Genomic DNA, 17,702 nt, shown 5'->3' with positions numbered 1-17,702 from the left:
TTATATGACCCTTCGTGGTGCATGAGAGGCATAGGCATGGTTCCATGCATGCCATCCGCTTCGGCGTGGCGAGGAGTGGTACGGATTAGGGTGGCGTCCGTACGTCCTTGTAGCCCCTCACGCTGCTGTCTGTTCCAAAGAACAAAGCCCACTAGTTCAAGACTTGCGTTGCTCTAGCCGTTTGAGCAAGCTCCTACCCTTTTAGGCATGGGGTTCTTGACTGCAACACCCGGCCTTTTAGCACAGTGATATAGACAATGCATACATATTCGCGCATGAGTTATTGTACTCTTTTTCCGTCTCAGCGTCCACCCATAACACTGTCTGCTTCATGTCCTGTGAAGGTCCTATCCCTCTTCGCACCTGCTCAGGGGGTAATAATATGGGCGTACATTGCGGGCATCCGCCCACAATGTACGCCCATATTATTACAGATGTAGGGGTAAGAGCATTGTAGGGTCCATGCTTGCATGGACTAAAAAGGCCTGGGGGAAGGGACGTCTTATTGGGGCGCGTTTTTGGTCGTGAAGGCGATGATGCGGTCAATTAAATCACGGCTATTCTCGGTTCCAAAGATTGCGGTGCCGTGGGCGCTACCGGGGTAGATGTGTATCTCTTTAGGCTGTTGGGCGATGTCGAACATGTGCTGGGTCTCCTGGGCGTAGGTGTCTTCCTGACTGTTGATAAAGAGCTTGGGTGCAGTGATTGCGGGAATCTTCTTTTCCTCGATCCAACCTATAAGGGGGGCGGAGAGGGTGATGACCCCTGCTACTTTGGTCTGGGAGGCGGCGTCCAGGCTCACTGATCCCCCCATGCTTGCGCCAAGCAGAATGACTTTTTTCGCGCCCTGGCTTTTGACAAAGGTGATGGCGGCAAGTAAATCCTGGCTATATTGGGCGTTATCACGCTGCCCTTCGGACTCGCCGTTGCCACGGAAGTCATAGGCCAGAACCATAAAGCCGCGTGCGGCGAACCAGGGCACGATCCCTTGCCATATAGCCTTGGTGCTATTGAGTTCATGAGAACAGATAATCGCTGTCGTGCCGCTTTTGCTATAGAGCATGCCAGCAAGCTTAATATGATCGGCTGTCGTAAAGCGGACCTCTTGACCGGTGACTGTCGGCGTGGTGGGCGTAGGGGTGATGGGGGGTGTCGCGGTCGGCGTAGGGGTGTTTGAGGCCTGTGGTGAGCCTCCTCCTGATGTACAGGCCGCAAGCACCAGGCAGAGTAGCAGGAGCGCGATGAATCGCAGGTGGAAGTGATGTTTCCTCATGTGGTGATCTGCCTTTCTAAATCTACTCAAATGTGCTTATGCACCCTCGAATAGATTCAATTGCTGCACCTGGCCCTCACAGGAAGTCCCCATGACTTCTACGCCGCTTTGGGTCACCTGCAGCACATCGCACTCAGGACAAGCCTGAGTGTATGGCCCTCGCCGGGCAAGGAACCTCGTCAAGATGTTGTGAGCACTATTCTCATCTCGATCCATGACGAGTCCACATTCCGCGCACTGATACGTCCGCTTTCACAGTGGCATGGCTTGCAGATTCCCACAGCCACTACACTGCTTGGACGTGTTACGCTCATCTACCAACTGAAGCTCTTTCCCATACAACTGGCATTTATAGGTGAGCATTTGGACGAAGGCATACAAGCCCCAGTCATTGTAGACCGCCCGATTGAGCGCCTTGTTTCGCTCCTGATGCTCTTTCATGACCATGTGCCGTTGGGAAAGATCTCCTACGACGACAGTTCTCTCAACCAATCGCCGTGCGATAAGATGCGATGCCTTGTGCAGGCTATCGCGCTGTTTGTTGCGCTTCCTCTGCGAAACGCGCTTGTACACCTTGCTCAGATGAAGATAACGACGCGACTTCTTCTTGCACTTGCTGCGTTTCGAGCGAAGCCGATCCAACTGTTTGTTGTACCAACGCGAGCCTTTGAACCCACCGATGTGATAGATTCGGCCCCCTTCCGTGACCCCAGTTGCCAGCGTCTTGATGCCCAGATCGAAAGCCACGGTGTTGCCATCGCGTTTGGCTTGCTCGGGCTCTCGGTAGCTGAAAGAGGCGTAGTAGTTACCTCTGCCATCGCGACTGATCGCCACCTCTCGAAAGCCTTCGGGAGGCAGTTCGGTGAGGTGAGCACGGATGGCAGGAAAGCGTTTGTGCTTGCCCTTGCCCCCTGTGGGCAACATGAGGGTGTTTCCCTCAAGCGTGAGATACATCGCCGGATAACAGAGGGTAAAGAAGCCATGGCGAGGGCGCACGCGGGGAAAGCCTGGGGTTTCCCCATTGGCGACGCGACGAAAGAAGGCTCGCATGGCCCCATCCAGGCGATAGTACACTTCCGCAAGCAATTTCCCATAGACCTGATTAAGTTCAGGATCATGGGCACGGCTCTCGGCCAGCGTTTTCTTGCAGGCGTTGAAGCGCCACTTCTCACCGTCTCGCAATTTCATCACCCACCAATTGTAGAGTAGGGTAGACTGGGAGCGAGGTTTCAATTGCTTGCTCCTTTTCTCTCAGTCTCCCTCAGAACCGGACTTGAACCTTTCGACTCATCCGGCTCGCCAGTGATGTTCAAGTTTCGTTGAATGATACCCAGGACGGTTTCGGCTGTCGCTCATCTCGAGTACCTCACTTTACTGAGTATCTCATCACCTCATCCCCTTCGCCGTGTAGAGAGCTTTCCTCTCCTCTAACTACTATGGGATGTCCGTCATCTTAGGGATCTCTCCCGGTAGATGATCCTATGGTACGTCATCGTAATACGTCCGAGCGCGACGTAGGTAGCTCATTCATCTCTTTAGGTGGCTTCGTTAGCCATCGCTCATGTGAGAGAGGTTGCGGAGGTTGAGGCCTCAGACCTTCGCATCTCATGACACTGGTGAACAAGCACTCTACCAGTGGGGGAATGTGAACCCCGATGGAGATTGAGCTTCAAGCAGTTTAGCTTTTACCATATCGCGCGGGTCTAGCGAGGCGTATCTTACAGTGCCTTCAGATACCCCTCGCGTTATCGGCATGCTCCTGTCCCCTTAATCTTTTCAGGTTAAAGGTAAGCCGTTAACCCTAGAACGTTCCTCTCAGTTCTACCTGGCTGCGCCAGGGATACTACGATGCGCCTCATAGCGCACGCCCTCTGCATTTTCCTTGCATGAACTCAAGGGTAGCCATGTCTTGCTCGCTGAGGTCAAGTTTGATCTTTTTGCAGAGGGGCATGAAAACCCCTTCCCTTTCAACACCACACTGAGAGAGAGATGTCGCCTCTTTCGCTAGAAACGCCAGATATTCTGGTTTAGAACACTTTTTCTTGTATGGTGCGTGTAGCATACCATGATAGCGTCTCTCTGTCAATGCCTCCAAAGGTGGACAACAAGCACACCTTTAAGCATAGTCGCGCACATTTTCGATTGCTGCTCTTACGCTCCTTAAAGCTATTTGAGCATATTTTTTATCCTTCAATGCATATATGTGCGGCTTATATATGTACGGCTCTGATCTGCTCGATATCACATCAACTATCGAGCGCTTTCAGATATTCGGTGACAATATTTTCATGAAGTGGTCCTATTTGCGTGCATTGCTTCAGACACATCTGTTATGATGGGTTCCAGTAAGTGTGATGTGAAGGCGGTTTTCCGTGGGAGGGAAGGCTTGCTTGAGCGTGAGAGTCGTTGTGGAACGTGTGGGGATTGGGTTGATGGGTAGAAGAAGAGGTGCCACTGGTGGAGCAGGTTGAGATTGCGGGGGTCGTGCAGGCCCTGCTACAAGATTTTAGCGCCATTATTGATTATAAAACGTTACAGGATAGCCTGCCGCGACGGCTGGCGACCCTGCTGCGTTGTCGCTGCGTCCTCTTTTATCAGCGCATTGGCGAGACACTCCAGTTTGTGGCTGGCTCCTTCGATGATCAGCCGGGCTGGTCGAGCGCGCTGCTCTCGGTGGCACGCATCAATCCTATCCCGCTCACAGGCGACCTCCTGGAGGCGCAGGCCTGGCGCGAGCGGCATGCCAGGGCCACGCCCTCTCGTGCTCCTACGCATGTCGCGGCACCCCTCATCTATCGCCAGCGCTGTATCGGCGTGATGGTCGCCATTCGCCTGCCACGCGAGGAATGCTCTGAGCCGCCTATGGCCTGGCAGGCGGACGAGGTGAGCACGGTCGAGGCCGTCGCGGGCGTGGTCGCGCTACTACTGGAGAATACACGCCTGCTGGAGCGCGACCGGGAGCGCATCCATGAGTTGTCGCTGCTCAACAGTATCAGCAGTCAGATGCACTACTCGATGTATGAATACGAGCGTATGCGTGCCGTCATCGTCCAGCGCGCACGCGAGATCTCGATGGCCGACCTGGGGGCCTTGCTAGAGGTGCCTGCACGGGGCGCGCGGACGCGTCCCAGGCCTACCGAGAAGGAAACATGGGTGACAGAAGAGTTACGCACCCTCCTCCTGCGCTACTTTGGCGAACAGAAGTTTCCCGAAATCCTCTTGCTAGAATTGCCTGGCGCCAGAAATGACCCCTGGAGCCAGCAAGTGGCTCAGGCCCTCCCCTCCTCTGTGAAGACCTTCTTCGCGGTCCCCCTGCTGGGTGGCAAGATCGGCGCGCGGCGCGGCGGTTCCCTGCTGCGCGGGAGTATCAGCAAAGATCAGGAGTATGCCCAGGAGACGAGTATCCTGGGCGTGGTCATCGGGGCCTATCACGCGCCCTGGAAGCTGCGTAAGTCCGAACTAGTACTGCTCCAGGTGCTCGCTAGCCAGGCGGGGGCGGCGCTGGAGAATATGACGCTCATGCACGAGGTCATTGAGGCCCGCAACGAGGCGCGCAAGCTCCTGCGCCAGGTGCTTGAGGACCAGCGCCTCAAAGAGATGATCCTCGAAAGCATTCCCAGTGGCCTGATCACGACCGACCGCTCCGGGCGCGTCACCACCTTTAACCGCGCCGCCGCCGCCATTCTTGGCTACCATGCCCGCGAGATTGTGGGCCAGCCGCTGGTGCGTGTTCTGGATATACGCGCCCTGCATGTCGCGACCGCCCCGTATGAGCAATATCTCTCACCTATTGAGCAGCCATCTTTGCCGCCAGGCATAGATGAGCCGGTGCGCGAGACGCAGACCTTCGAGGCGGTCCTCAGCGCTCTCCGAGGCGATGCGCCAGGCGAAGGAGCCTGGCCGAATGGTGACCCGGCGCGAGCGGATGGCGAGCCGGGATCCACCATCTCGCTCCAGCGCCTGCCAGCCCCCTTTCACGCCTTGCTGGGAGAGCTGCGCAGCGGAACCATCAAGAACACCGACCGGCAGGGACGCGAAGTGGTCCTGGAGGTCGATGCCCTGCCCCTAAGCGATGAGAGTAACATGCCCATTGGTATGCTTGTGACCTTCACCGATGTCACCTCGGTCCATCGCCTGGAGGAGGAGAAGCGGCGCCTGGACCGCCTGGCGACTCTGGGCGAGATGGCCGCCAATGTCGCCCACGAGGTGCGCAACCCCCTGGCCTCGATTAAGACCTCTATGCAGATGATCATGGAGGAACTCTCCACCACGACTGAGCCTCTGCCCTCGGACGAGATTGATTGTGGCCTGGGAAGCGACCAGGCCTGGATACGCGAGGAGAGCTCGGTCGTCCTGAAAGAGGTCGAGCGGCTCAACGCCATCGTGCATGACCTGTTGCTCTTCGCCAAGCCGCGTCAATTGCACCGCACGCCCTGTTCCCTCTCCGAGCTAAGCGACCGGGTATTGCACTTCATTCAGCCACAGTGCGAGGCGGCCAATGTCGTCGTACATCGCGTCTACCGCGACATCCCTGCCGTCGGCGTCGACGCCGGGCAAATGGAGCAGGTCTTGCTTAATCTCTACATGAATGCTCTACAGGCCATGCCCGAAGGGGGCATCCTCACCGTCTCCTGCATGACGCTACCAGCCGAGCAGGAGATGGCTGAGGGCGAGCAGGAGGACGTGGCCACTACACGCTCACCCCAGGTGCTGGTTGGGCTTCAGCGTCCAGGCATCACCCTCTCGCGGTGGGTTGAGATCGCTGTGAGCGATACTGGCGAGGGCATCAGACCAGAACAACTCGGGCGTATCTTCCAACCCTTCTTTACCACCAAAGCCCACGGTATTGGCCTGGGGCTGGCGATCACGCGTCGCCTGGTCGAGGACCACGGGGGCTATATCCGCGTCGAGGGGCACTATGGCTATGGCGCAACCATCTCGATTCGCCTGCCCGTCTTCGATGAGGATGCCTGTACAAGTTTCCGCAGAAAAGGTGCTTATAACGCGCCCTGGGGCGACATGTTATTGGAAGAGGAGATGTTAGTGGAGGAGGGTGTTGATGAGCCTGGGTATTCTGATCGTCGATGATGAGCCACATCTACCGCACCAGCTTGCACGCTACCTGCGCAAGCGCGGCTATGATGTCTACACCGCCTCAGATGGCGAGGCGGGCCTGCGCGAACTCCAGAAGAATACGATTGATCTTGTCTTGCTGGACCTGCGCCTCCCCAAATTGAGTGGGTTGGAGGTACTCAGGCGTATTCGCGAGCATGAGGCGGAGCTGCCCGTAGTGATCCTGACCGCTTATGGCGACGTCCAGACCGCCGTAGAGGCCATGAAGTTAGGAGCCTCAGATTACATACTCAAAGGATTTGACCTGGAGGAATTGTTGCTAGTTGTAAAACGAGCGCTGGATACCAGCGCGATGTCGAGAGAACTGCGACAGTTAAAGCGAGAGCGCAGCGATAATTATCATTTTAATCACGTCGTGGGGCATAGTGAGCGTATGCATGCCGTCTTTGAGCTGGTCTCCAAGATCGCGCGTAGTGATGCCTCGGTGCTCATCACTGGCGAGAGCGGCACCGGCAAAGAGGTTATCGCGCACGCCATTCATGAGCAGAGTCCACGTGCCAGCGGCCCCTTTCACCCGCTCAATTGCGCCGCCATCGCGCACAACTTGCTTGAAAGCGAGCTATTTGGGTATGAGCAGTATGCCTTTACCGACGCCAAGAAGCAGAAGCGCGGCCTGTTAGAATTGGCAGAAGGAGGCACGCTCTTCCTGGACGAGATTGGCGAGATGCCGCTTGACATGCAGGCCAAGCTGCTGCGCGTACTGGAGACGCGTTCCTTCTTTCGCCTGGGTGGCAACAAGGAGGTCAGGATCAATGTGCGTATCCTGGCCGCGACCAACCGCGACCTGGAGCTGGCCATGAAGGATGGCTCCTTCCGCTCGGACCTCTACTACCGCCTGGCGGTCCTGAAGATTCCCTTGCCGCCCCTGCGCGAGCGGCCAGCAGATATCCTACTCTTCGCCGCCCATTTTATCGAAGACTTCAATCGCTCGCTTGGTCGTAACGTGCGCAAGCTTGCGCCCGAGACGCAACGCCTCTTACAGAATTATAGCTGGCCGGGGAATATACGTGAGCTAAAAAACGTCATTGAGCGCGCCATTATTTTAAGTAGCGGCGAAGAGCTGCTGCCCATGCACCTGCCCCATGAGATCGTCGGCTCAAAAGACGGGCAGGCGCCCAGTCCGATAGATCCCTGGGAGCAGTGGTTTAACGCACGCCCCACCGGCCCGGTCTCGCTGGAAGAGATCAACGGGCGCATCGAGCGCCACTTTATCCGCTGGGCCCTGGAGACTACCAGGCACAACCGCACGCGAGCCGCGGAGCTGCTCGGCTTCGCCAAAGTCGACCAGCTTCGCTACCTCATGCGCAAACACGGCATTGATTAAAAAGGGAAGGGATGGTGTTGTGGCCATGCCGCAGGCATGGCCACAACACCATCCCTTCCCTGAACCAGATTTTAGCGGGTTGCGAGGAGTTCGCCTTCGATTTGTTGCCAGACGTGGATGCTGGTTTGAGTATTATCGAAGGGTAAGTGTTCCTGGGCGGCTTGTTGAGCCAGACGGGCCGTGCGTTCACGATAGGTATTGATCAGGGCATATTGTTTCTCTGGCTCGGGCATGATATGCAGCTTGATGACCTCGTTGGCATGAAAGGCGCTTTTGGGGAAGGCCAGGGCCAGCAGGTCGCTAAAATGTTTGGCCAGTTCCACGCGCAGGGGGGTGAAGTAGTGTGGCTGGCTGCTGGCGGCGAGGAGGCACCCGGCGGTTAGTCCCGCGTAGCGAATGGGGTGAGCGACCGCGCTGACCTCAAATTTATCATGATAGACGGGAAAGGGAGGATGTTCATGGCGCAGGTCGCTAACAAGTTGCAGGTAGCCAGTCTCAACTACGTAGCCGCAGAGGGTCTCGCCCCCAAGGAAGCAGATCTCGTGTTCCAGGTCGCTCGGCCAGGGGAAGTGCCCCTTGCCCGCGATCTCACGCAGGCTATGAATGGCCCCATCCTCGCGTGGTGGCATGCATTGGACCAGGCGAATGGAGAGACCCAGGCGATTGGGATCGAGCTGTTCCAGGGCCTGCTTCAAGATGAGGTCGGCCAGGCGCCAGAAGAGCAAGCGTTCGTTGGTGATGGTACGCATATGCAGGACCTGGGCGAAGAACTCAGAAGGAATGGTATCGACGGTATCTTCAATCAGCCAGGCATGCAGGTCGGGATATTGTTGTTCCAGGGCTTGGAAGAGTTCCTGGCGATCCTTGACGGGAACAGCTTGAAGCAGGCGAACAAGATGTTGCTTATGCGGTTTTGTCTCGCCATTGGCCCAACGGGTCAGGGTCATGGGAGCGATTGAGAGTTCATTGGCGATCCGTTGACGCTCGGCGGTTGACTTAATGATGGAGTGGAGGATGGATGTCCAGGAAGGAGCGTTGCTACTCATGCCAGTTCCACCTTTTATACATGATTAGATGCGTTTCTAACTTCCATTTGCGCTTTTGTATATGATAACAGAGGGGTTAGAGTGAGTCAACCATTGGGGCGGAGAACGTGTATAGAGTAGATGCAGAGGAGAGGCGTAAGCCAGCATGTATGGGAGAATATATACATGCGAGAGATGCGGTCCGTAAAGGGATTGGGAAAGATGCCAAAGAGAATTGTCGTTGTGGATGATGACCGGGAGGTGCGGGAGATACTCGCATTTGTCCTGGTGCGCTATGGATTTGAAGTGGAGTGCGCGAAGGATGGTTCTCAGTTGCAGCAGCTCCTTGCCCCTGTGCATGGACCGCTACCCGACCTGATTATCCTGGACGTCATGATGCCTGGGGAGGATGGGTATCATATTTGTAGGGGGTTACACGAGGATGGTCGAACCAGGCACATCCCTGTCATCATAGTCACAGCACGCGCTGAGCACATCTACGAGCGGATCAGCGAAGATCTGGGGGCGGCGCTCCATATTACCAAACCCTTTCACCCCTTCGAGCTCGTAGAGCGCGTGCAGACCCTGGTAGGCCCCTCCAAACAAGCCTGATGAACGCGAGAGTGGGGTCCAGGGATAGGGCCATTCATCACCAGCGAGGAGCGAGACCGGGGTCCAGGAGCAGAGCCCCAGGGTTGCCCCACTCATCACCGGCGAGGAGTGAGACCGGGGTCCAGGGGCTCTGCCCCTGGCGGGGTTTGGGGTGTCCCCAAATTCTTCTTTCTCCCCCCGCCGCAGGCGGCAGAAACAATATACCCACCTGGCTAGATAGAAGAAAATAGGAAGAAAACTACTTGTATCGACGCTCAAAAGTTGGTATGATTACAAGCAAGAGCGTCCTGGTAACCATACAAGGAAGCAGAGCGGCTATGCCTAATAAATATGAACGCGAAATTGAAGAGATACTGCGCAACCTGGAACTCTCGGACTCCCCGGGGTCTGGGGGGAAGAGAAGCGAGCGCCGGTCAAGCTCCCCCAAGAAGGAGCGACCCCCACGTGGCCCTCGTTTTCGGGGCTTCTCCTGGAACTTTTCCCCCAACGAGTGGTTTCTCCTGAGCGCCATTGTGGCGGCCTTGCTGGGTGGTGGCTATGCCTATGCCACGCCAACGCATGAGGCCAACTTCATCACAGGTCTGCTGGCCATTGTGGGCATGATCTGTATTGTGTGTGTCGCGCTTACCAACTTTGTCTCGCCTCGTTCGGGTTCCGCGCAGCGTGCGCGCCATCAATCGGTCCAGTTTGGCAATGTCACCATTACCCCCTTGCGGCGCGGCCCTTTTAGCAACCTACGCACGCGCTGGAACCTGTTCTTGTTGAAGCTACGTTATCGCAAGAACGACCGCCCGCGCTAAGGGTGAATTGGACATGATGGATGGCTGAGAAATCGCGCCGAAAAGTGCTTGACAAGCCGCCAAAACCATGTTAATATTTCAACCATAACAAACGGGGTGTGGCGCAGTTGGTAGCGCGCCTGCTTTGGGAGCAGGAGGTCCGCGGTTCAAGTCCGCGCACCCCGACTATGCGGGAGTAACTCAGTTGGTAGAGTTCCTGCCTTCCAAGCAGGCTGTCGCGAGTTCGAGTCTCGTCTCCCGCTTTGACTGTGTCAATCGTCCCTTTGCAAGCCGATGAGAGGCCACTTCAAGTGAAGTGACCGGTCAGAAGGAAGCAAAGGGACGATGTCGTTTTGGATCAACATCCCTCCAACCACATCCTGCCTCCAAAAGGGAGCACATCCTGCCTCGTTCACGCATTGCCTCACCAGAAATCTTCCTCTTTGCCTTACCTCATACGATTTTTTCTTATGCCTATGGAGCGAATTTTTCCCCTCATATTTTCTCTTTCTTTTCCAGGAAAGGATCCAGTACAATGTCTATCCAGAGGAAGATTTTCGGTGAGGCAAACAACGCTGTCGTGTCAATGGCCAGCATGCCCACCTGGTTTGATCACAAAGGGCGGAAGATGATGGGTGTTGGGCTGTGTTTACATACCAAACGTGAAATACTCAGATCCATGCTACCGCAGTATCGGCAAGCCACATTGGCGCAGAAGCGGATCATCCTTGACGAGTTTACCCAACTCACGGGTTATCATCGCAAATATGCCATGTGGCTGTTGAATCATACCGAGGAAGGACAATCGTCCCCCGTGCGTCCACGTCCACGGCAGTATGGCGCAGCGGTCCAGGAGGCATTGGTCCAGGTGTGGGATGCCGCGAACCGGATTGCTGCCAAGCGCTTCATGCCGTTTTTACCGACGCTCGTCGAAGCATTGGAGCGGTATGGACACCTGCATCTGAGTGATACGGATCGAAGCCAACTCCTCACGATGAGTGTGGCTACGGCCGATCGCTTGCTGCGCATGCATCGAGGGCGTGGTCCCTCTGGCCTCTCCACGACACGTCCAGGAACACTGCTCAAGCAACAGATTCCCATTCGGACATTTCAACAGTGGAATGAGACCCAGCCTGGTTTTCTGGAAGCAGATCTGGTGGCCCATGGCGGTGTGGACACCAAGGGAAGTTTTCTCTACACGTTAACCCTTACGGACATTGCAACTGGATGGACGGAATGCCTTCCCCTCCTGTCCAAGTGCCAGGATAGTGTTCTCGACGCGTTGCGACATGCACGTGAGTTCTTTCCTTTTCCCATCCTGGGGCTCGATACAGATAATGGAGGGGAATTCATTAATGAGGCGGTCCTGAGCTATTGTGAGCAGGAGCAGATCACCTTCACCCGAGGACGCCCCACGCTTAAGAATGATCAGTGTTATGTCGAGCAGAAAAATGGCAATATCGTACGCCAGGTGGTTGGGTATGACCTGTTTGTTGGAATGCAGGCCTATCAGCAACTGGGTGAGGTATACCGAGCGCTGCACATCTATGTCAATTGTTTTCAGCCCTCGATGAAATTACAAGCGAAACAGGTCGATGGAAGAAAGGTCCACCTCGTCTACGATGAGGCCAGGACGCCACTGCAACGCCTGATGCGTTCCAAGGTGCTCTCTGATGCGAGCGAGCAGGCGTTGATGCAGATGTTTCGAGTCATAGATCCTATACTGCTTTTTGCGCAGGTAAAAGAGATGCAGCAGGCGCTCTTCACCCGTACAGAGAGCGCCACTGGAGAGACAGAGACGCTTCCTGTGCGGCGATTTTGTGTTGAACGCTGTCTGCCAACATCTCTGGCAGCCGATGTACTTCCCTCAGCATTGATTTTGGAACAGCATGAGCAGGTGCATGAGTCGCCATCACTGCAGACGCTCCTCGACTGGCCGCGAACGCGTCACGATCCATTCAAGGACGTGTGGGAACTGATCGCATCCTGGGTAATTGCCCACCCTGAACGTAACTGTGGCGAAATGTTTCGGGAATTGCAGTGCCTGTTTCCCGAGCGTTACCAGCCATTCCATCTGCGCACGTTGCAGCGAGGTGTGCGCAAGATACGAGCTTGCCTGCAAGAGACACGTGGTGAACAATGGCAAGAGGACATACTTCATGAAGATGTGTTTCGTCTTTCGGTGCCAAAGATGCCCGGTGTAGAAGTTTGCCAACCAGACCTGCCGGTTCGAGCTACCACGATTTCTCTTGCGAGAGACGTGTTGCAGGAACAATTGCCAGGACAACAGATGCCTTTTCTATGCCCTGTTGCGGATGAGACGAAAGAGGTACCGAAAACCGCAGTCAGCACCAACGGGTCGCATACGCTTATGCCGGACCAGGAGCAATCTCAGGGAGGTCTACTATCGCAAAACGTTACTCACCGTATCGCGTCGCGTCCGAGAGGGGCGTCGCTCTCCATTGAGCAAGCCATCCAGGCCTATCTTGAGGCACAACGCAGAGGCAAACGACGGCCAAAAACGCTGGAATGGCACCAGACAGCCCTGCATCTATTCCAACAGTATCTGCTCACTGAGTGTCAGTGTGATCTCATACACCAGATCACCGAGGCAGCGGTACAGGGTTGGTTCACGTTTCTTCGTGAGCGACCAACGGCAAGGGGAATGTTCCGTGCTGCTGGAACCATCGCATCGTATGCTCGCTCGGCTCGTGCCTTTTGCCAGTGGTTGGTGCGGCAACGGTATCTGATGCGGACGCCCTTTGTTCATCTGCACGTGCCCCACGAGGAACCTGGGTTTCTTCACCTCGTAGAACCGGAGGAATGGGAACGCTTGTTGTTGGCCTGTCAGCCTGGGGGGGAGAAGGCAACAGGAGAAGATCAGGCTGCGGCGCGTAATCAAGCCGTGCTCTGGATCCTTGCTGAGACCGGAATGCGTACTGCTGAAGTTTGCGGGATGCGTCTTTCGGATGTGGATCGTGAACAAGGCAGGCTCAGGGTACAAGGAAAGGGTTCTACGCAGCGATGGGTTCCTTTGGGGTATGAGGGATTCCATTATCTGTGCCTGTATCTGGATCACCATCGCCTGAAGGCTGGCCAGGATGTGAAGCGAAGACGAGTGGGAGAGGAGCCTCTGTTTCTTTCTAAGACAGGGCACCCTCTCACTAGCAATGGCATTGCGCTTCTGTTTGGCCGACTTCGAAAACAGGCTGGGATCACCAGGAAAGAAGTTGGTCCTGTTTTGTTACGCGATACCTTTGCTGTGCGCTATCTGCAGGAAGGTGGAGATCTGCTCACTTTGCGGCAACAATTGGGTCAAGAGGAAAGTGCCGTCGTCAAAAGGCATCTGGGGATGAGTTATAGGAAAAGAGCACACGAGGGGGGTGAATATGCAGGGGTAGAAGGATCTGCTGGGCATGTGGATCACTCAGGACGAAGGTGCCAAGTTCTGGCTCTCTGTGTTCACCGAAAGGACATTTTCATTACCTGTATGGGATGAGCTCACCAGTTTGTCTGGATCGATGGAGTTCAGACCTGAGATAATTGAATTCTGCTGCCACCTGTACCTCCCTACAAACCATCTGACACGAACCCATGTTGCCCAGATTCTTCGTGAGGCAGTGCGACCACCATTTTTCCATTGAGGCACAGTATATAAACTCCTCCATGATGTTCATTGCGCTGCTTATTGCGCTTTCATGAAGCGTGCACCGCATACTAATGTCAGAGGGCAAACCATAACGGTACTCATTGCTTATGTGGGCATGGTGGCAACGACAGAGGCGAACGAAAACGAGCGATCACTGCGCTTTCAGGAGATGTACGTACCGCCGGTGCATCCCTCTGTACCACTAACCGCTTCCCTGGCACCCTATCGGGAAGGAATGGCCGCGGCGCACAATGCCAGTCTGCTTACTATCGAGGATTAGCCTTCATCTCAGTCGGAGTGAGATGAGGCCAGCGCCGTAACACTCGACATGAAGAAAGGTGAAACATTTCATGCATAACAACAAAACCAGGCTTAACCGCCGTGGCTTTTTGGGCACGGCTGCCGTGACTCTTACCGCAGCCCAGTTTGGTATCATTGGTAACGCAGAAGCAATGAGCATGAGTATGAATACCCCAAAAACCGAAATGACATCGACTCCTTCTGCTATTCGTCCCTTTCATATTCGCGTACCGCAAGAAGAACTCGATGATCTCGGCCGACGCCTGGCGCTGACGCGCTGGCCTGGGCGGGAGACGGTCAATGATACGTCGCAAGGCGTGCAGTTGGCGACCATTGAGGAACTCACTCGCCATTGGAGGACAGGGTACAATTGGCGCAAGATCGAGGCGAAACTCAATGCCCTGCCGCAATTTATGACCGAGATCGATGGGCTTGACATTCATTTTATTCATGTTCGTTCGAAGCATGAGGACGCGATGCCGCTCATTGTCACACATGGCTGGCCCGGCTCGATCATCGAGCAGCTCAAGATTATCGATCCATTGACCAATCCCACGGCATATGGCGCAAGTGCATCAGATGCGTTCCACGTGGTGATTCCTTCGATGCCGGGCTATGGCTTTTCAGGGCAGCCGACGACAACCGGCTGGGACACCGGTCATATCGCGAGTGCCTGGGTGGCGCTGATGAAACGCCTTGGATATGATCACTTTGTGGCGCAAGGCGGCGATCAGGGTACAATTGTTACGCACCTGATGGCTGTGCAGGCACCTCCGGAATTACGTGGCATTCACACCAATTTGCTTTCTACGTATCCTTTAAACATAGCAGAGGCGCTGCCGGCCGGCGGGCCGCCACCAGCTGGCCTATCTGCCGATGAAGAACACGCGTACGGGCAACTGGTCAACCTGACGACGAAGCATTTTGCCTACGCAAGTATGATGGGTACACGCCCACAAACGCTCTACGGCCTGGCGGATTCACCTGTCAGCCTGGCGGCCTGGATGCTTGACCACGGTGATGGGTATAACCAGCCAGCCGGGGCGATACTCTCGGCCTTGAACGGGACGCAAGAGTACCTGACACGGGACGATGTGCTCGACAATATCACGCTCTACTGGTTGACCAATACGGGAATTTCTGCGAGTCGTCTCTACTGGGAGAACAAGTTCGTTCCTGTCAGCGGCGCGAACATCTCTGTCCCGGCGGCTTTTACGGTCTTTCCAGGTGAGATTTACCAGGCACCTCGCAGTTGGGTGCAACAGGCCTACCACAACCTTATCTACTTCCACGAAGCCGACAAAGGTGGGCATTTCGCGGCGTGGGAACAGCCGCTGCTCTTTTCACAAGAGCTTCGTGCGGCTTTCAAATCGCTGCGCTAATGATAATGTGTCTGACCTCTCAGCTTGCTGAGAGGTCAGACACGCCTCGGCGTGTGATCTGTCGACGTGCTGCTCCTAGTTCTGTATAAACTACCTTACGCATCAGTTCGTGAGAGAAGCTATAGCAGCATAGACAGTCTGCTCTTGATCCTCCTGCGATCTCCTCGCGCAGCAGCCCGCTCTTGACGGCTTCTTCCAGCGCTTCGACGCCTTCCTGTGCTCCCAACTCGGCTGCCTGCCACAGCGACTGTGCGTGCACCCGGCTCCCTAACACTGCACAGGCCATGACTAACTGTCTCGCTGGCGGGGTCAGTTTGGAGAGGTGTGTCAGAACTATCGCACGCACAAATGGTGGAACTAGCTCGCGCCCGGCCCGCTTCTGCGCGATGAGGGTCGTCGTTTCCACTGCCATTTCCAGCCGCCAGGTGCCATCTACCCCTAATTGTGGCACCAGCCATCCTCGATCCTGGAACAGCTTGAGCATCTCCAGCAGGTACAATGGTTGTCCACCCGTCTGGGCAAACAGGAAGTTCCCCAGTTCTCTCAGTTTCGCTTCCCATCCAGGCGCACAGCCTGCGGCAAGTTCTGTCGTTGGCTGTCCATGCATCTCTGATTTATCTACGCAGCTTTGATCTCTTTCCACAACCATAGCTGCAAGTAATTGCATGGTCTCCTCCTGGCTTAGTGGCTGTAGCTCGATGTATGTCATCGGCAGATCATGTCTCAGATCGGCCAGCCGGGTCGAGAGCATGGGGTTGAGTTCCAACTGATCGCTGCGTATCGTACAGAGCAGGAGTACACGGCTTCCATGGTCCTTCCAGCAATGTCCCAGGTAACGCACGAGGTCAAAGGAGGCCACATCGAGCCAGTGCAGATCGTCTAGAACCAGTACGAGCGGCACGCGCTTTGACAGGGCCTGCAGGAGTCGGGCGACCGCTTCGCACAGCCGTAGCCTGGCCACCAGTTTATCCTGAGTAGGAGAGGTCAAATCGGGATAGCGCACCCGTAGTTCGGGCAATAGACAGGACAGTTCGGCCAGCCAGAGATCATCCAGCAGGTCCTCCGGTGCATTTTCCGCCTCCAGCCGTGGCCGCAGCGCATCCACCAGTGACTGGTAAGGCAGTCGTCCTCCCAGTTCGAACGCCTGCCCACGCAGCACCTCGGCCCCCTGAGCCCTGGCCCAGGCTACGAATTCGCTCATCAGCCGTGTTTTGCCGATGCCGGCCTCCCCCGTCAACAGCACTGCCTGTGGTTGCCCTTGTCGCACCTGTTGGTAGCAACTGACAAGCCGGGTGAAAGCCGAGGACCGTCCGATGAGAGGTGCTATCAGCTCACCTGGTGGCTGGTTCGCCACATTGGCAATATACACAGAGCGATTTCCGGCACGGCGGGCCGAGGTCGTTCGTATGTGATCGGCCAGGGTGATTGTGTCCACTGATGGCTCGATCTGCAACTCTTCGGCCAGGCGCGCCTGGCAGGTAGCATAAATCTGCAAGGCAGCTGTTGCGTCACCTTGTGCTAGGTGGACTCGCATGAGGCGTCGATAGGCTTCCTCTGCGAGTGGGTCAAGCTCCAACCAGCGTGTGAGCGTTGCCTGGGACTGTGCCAGTTCCCCGGTAGCCTCCTGCCAACCAGAAAGCCGATCGCACAGTAGGTACAAGCGCATTTGCCACTGCTGCTGCTGCTGCTGCACCCATCTGTCAAAGGGAGCTTCATCGCGCAGCCAGAAGCCATCAAGGAAGGAGCCGCGTGCCAGGGAGAGGGCGTGCTGGACCTGTGCGACCAGGGAGGCGCGCAGTGGTTCAGGAGGAACAATGGAGAAGCGCAGGGCCTCTTTCCAGGCCTGCTGCACGACGTCCAGGTCCAGTTCCAACGGAGCCTGCGGATTCAGGCCGATGAAATCCTGCTGAATGAGCAGAGGACTGGCCGCCGCAGGCGAGGTATCGAACAGATTGAGCAGCAGCGTCAGCGCGTTACGCAAGGCAGAACGGGCCGTATTCGTTTCACTGTCGGGCCACAGCAAACTGGCCAGCTTGCTGCGAGAGTGCAGTCCCTTTTCGACCGCCAGGTAGAGCAATAACGCCTGCGCCTTCCGCAGCGAAAACGTCAGGCGATTTCCAATATGCATTACTTCCGGTGGCCCAAGCACAGCCACTCGTAACAGACCCGGTTCAGGTCGCTCTATATTCGTCCCAGATGGGAAAGGCACTCGCAATTCCATAGCT

At 55.9% G+C, this 17,702-nt stretch carries 9 protein-coding genes, 2 tRNA genes and 4 pseudogenes; 10 read left to right on the top strand and 5 right to left on the bottom strand.

Annotated features, from left to right (window positions below; all coding sequences use genetic code 11):
* Nucleotides 1–502 precede the first annotated feature (502 nt).
* The 3 genes and pseudogenes from KRAC_RS62085 to KRAC_RS79605 form a co-directional block, all read right to left on the bottom strand.
* Nucleotides 503–1,273, bottom strand: a complete 771-nt coding sequence (locus KRAC_RS62085; RefSeq protein WP_007910311.1) for an alpha/beta hydrolase — start codon at nucleotides 1,271–1,273, stop codon at nucleotides 503–505.
* 36 nt (nucleotides 1,274–1,309) lie between these two features.
* Nucleotides 1,310–2,479, bottom strand: a pseudogene (locus KRAC_RS20490) (RNA-guided endonuclease InsQ/TnpB family protein); the annotation flags it as partial.
* Between the two features lie 661 nt (nucleotides 2,480–3,140).
* Nucleotides 3,141–3,335: pseudogene (locus tag KRAC_RS79605) on the bottom strand (RNA-guided endonuclease InsQ/TnpB family protein); the annotation flags it as partial.
* Nucleotides 3,336–3,730: 395 nt separating this feature from the next.
* Here KRAC_RS79605 and KRAC_RS20480 point away from each other — a divergent pair.
* Nucleotides 3,731–6,361, top strand: coding sequence for a sensor histidine kinase (locus tag KRAC_RS20480; RefSeq protein ID WP_007910310.1), 2,631 nt, complete (start codon nucleotides 3,731–3,733; stop codon nucleotides 6,359–6,361).
* Nucleotides 6,333–7,730, top strand: coding sequence for a sigma-54-dependent transcriptional regulator (locus KRAC_RS20475; RefSeq protein ID WP_007910308.1), 1,398 nt, complete (start codon nucleotides 6,333–6,335; stop codon nucleotides 7,728–7,730). The genes KRAC_RS20480 and KRAC_RS20475 overlap by 29 nt, the downstream gene beginning before the upstream one ends.
* Nucleotides 7,731–7,801: 71 nt before the next feature.
* Here the strand turns inward: KRAC_RS20475 and KRAC_RS20470 are convergent, their stop codons facing one another.
* Nucleotides 7,802–8,776 carry a GAF domain-containing protein gene (locus KRAC_RS20470; protein ID WP_007910306.1) on the bottom strand — a complete coding sequence of 325 codons (975 nt, stop codon included), beginning with the start codon at nucleotides 8,774–8,776 and terminating at the stop codon, nucleotides 7,802–7,804.
* A 201-nt stretch (nucleotides 8,777–8,977) separates the two neighbouring features.
* On the opposite strand from KRAC_RS20470, the gene KRAC_RS20465 reads away from it, so the two are divergent.
* From KRAC_RS20465 to KRAC_RS20440, 8 genes and pseudogenes are all read left to right on the top strand, one after another.
* A complete protein-coding gene (locus KRAC_RS20465) occupies nucleotides 8,978–9,367 on the top strand; it encodes a response regulator (RefSeq protein WP_040443951.1) in 390 nt (129 codons plus the stop codon).
* A 317-nt stretch (nucleotides 9,368–9,684) separates the two neighbouring features.
* On the top strand, nucleotides 9,685–10,167 hold the full coding sequence (locus tag KRAC_RS20460; protein ID WP_007910301.1) for a hypothetical protein: 483 nt from the start codon (nucleotides 9,685–9,687) through the stop codon (nucleotides 10,165–10,167).
* A gap of 92 nt (nucleotides 10,168–10,259) precedes the next feature.
* Nucleotides 10,260–10,332: transfer RNA gene (locus tag KRAC_RS20455), tRNA-Pro, on the top strand.
* 4 nt (nucleotides 10,333–10,336) lie between these two features.
* Nucleotides 10,337–10,409 (top strand) — tRNA-Gly (locus tag KRAC_RS20450).
* A 272-nt stretch (nucleotides 10,410–10,681) separates the two neighbouring features.
* Nucleotides 10,682–13,474: pseudogene (locus KRAC_RS71470) on the top strand (tyrosine-type recombinase/integrase); the annotation flags it as partial.
* 52 nt (nucleotides 13,475–13,526) lie between these two features.
* Nucleotides 13,527–13,616 (top strand): annotated as a pseudogene (locus KRAC_RS74615) (transposase); the annotation flags it as partial.
* 294 nt (nucleotides 13,617–13,910) lie between these two features.
* Complete coding sequence (locus tag KRAC_RS71465; RefSeq protein WP_169460920.1) at nucleotides 13,911–14,075, top strand: hypothetical protein; 165 nt, start codon at nucleotides 13,911–13,913, stop codon at nucleotides 14,073–14,075.
* 70 nt (nucleotides 14,076–14,145) lie between these two features.
* The gene (locus KRAC_RS20440) at nucleotides 14,146–15,477 is read left to right on the top strand and encodes an epoxide hydrolase family protein (protein ID WP_007910292.1); all 1,332 of its coding nucleotides are present in this window, start codon (nucleotides 14,146–14,148) and stop codon (nucleotides 15,475–15,477) included.
* 19 nt (nucleotides 15,478–15,496) lie between these two features.
* Here KRAC_RS20440 and KRAC_RS20435 read toward each other — a convergent pair whose 3' ends face one another.
* Nucleotides 15,497–17,698 (bottom strand): ATP-binding protein, encoded by a 2,202-nt coding sequence (locus KRAC_RS20435; protein ID WP_007910289.1) that lies wholly within the window; start codon nucleotides 17,696–17,698, stop codon nucleotides 15,497–15,499.
* Nucleotides 17,699–17,702 lie beyond the last annotated feature (4 nt).

Source organism: Ktedonobacter racemifer DSM 44963 (genome assembly GCF_000178855.1).
Classification (GTDB): domain Bacteria; phylum Chloroflexota; class Ktedonobacteria; order Ktedonobacterales; family Ktedonobacteraceae; genus Ktedonobacter; species Ktedonobacter racemifer.
Note: the sequence above shows the minus strand (reverse complement) of the source record. Positions and strands in the feature narration are given on the sequence as shown.

Coding starts and splice junctions, on each gene's coding strand:
- KRAC_RS62085 (WP_007910311.1), bottom strand. CDS start 1,273: ATGAGGAAACATCACTTCCACCTGCGATTCATCGCGCTCCTGCTACTC.
- KRAC_RS20475 (WP_007910308.1), top strand. CDS start 6,333: ATGAGCCTGGGTATTCTGATCGTCGATGATGAGCCACATCTACCGCAC.
- KRAC_RS20470 (WP_007910306.1), bottom strand. CDS start 8,776: ATGAGTAGCAACGCTCCTTCCTGGACATCCATCCTCCACTCCATCATT.
- KRAC_RS20465 (WP_040443951.1), top strand. CDS start 8,978: ATGCCAAAGAGAATTGTCGTTGTGGATGATGACCGGGAGGTGCGGGAG.
- KRAC_RS20460 (WP_007910301.1), top strand. CDS start 9,685: ATGCCTAATAAATATGAACGCGAAATTGAAGAGATACTGCGCAACCTG.
- KRAC_RS71465 (WP_169460920.1), top strand. CDS start 13,911: ATGGTGGCAACGACAGAGGCGAACGAAAACGAGCGATCACTGCGCTTT.
- KRAC_RS20440 (WP_007910292.1), top strand. CDS start 14,146: ATGCATAACAACAAAACCAGGCTTAACCGCCGTGGCTTTTTGGGCACG.
- KRAC_RS20435 (WP_007910289.1), bottom strand. CDS start 17,698: ATGGAATTGCGAGTGCCTTTCCCATCTGGGACGAATATAGAGCGACCT.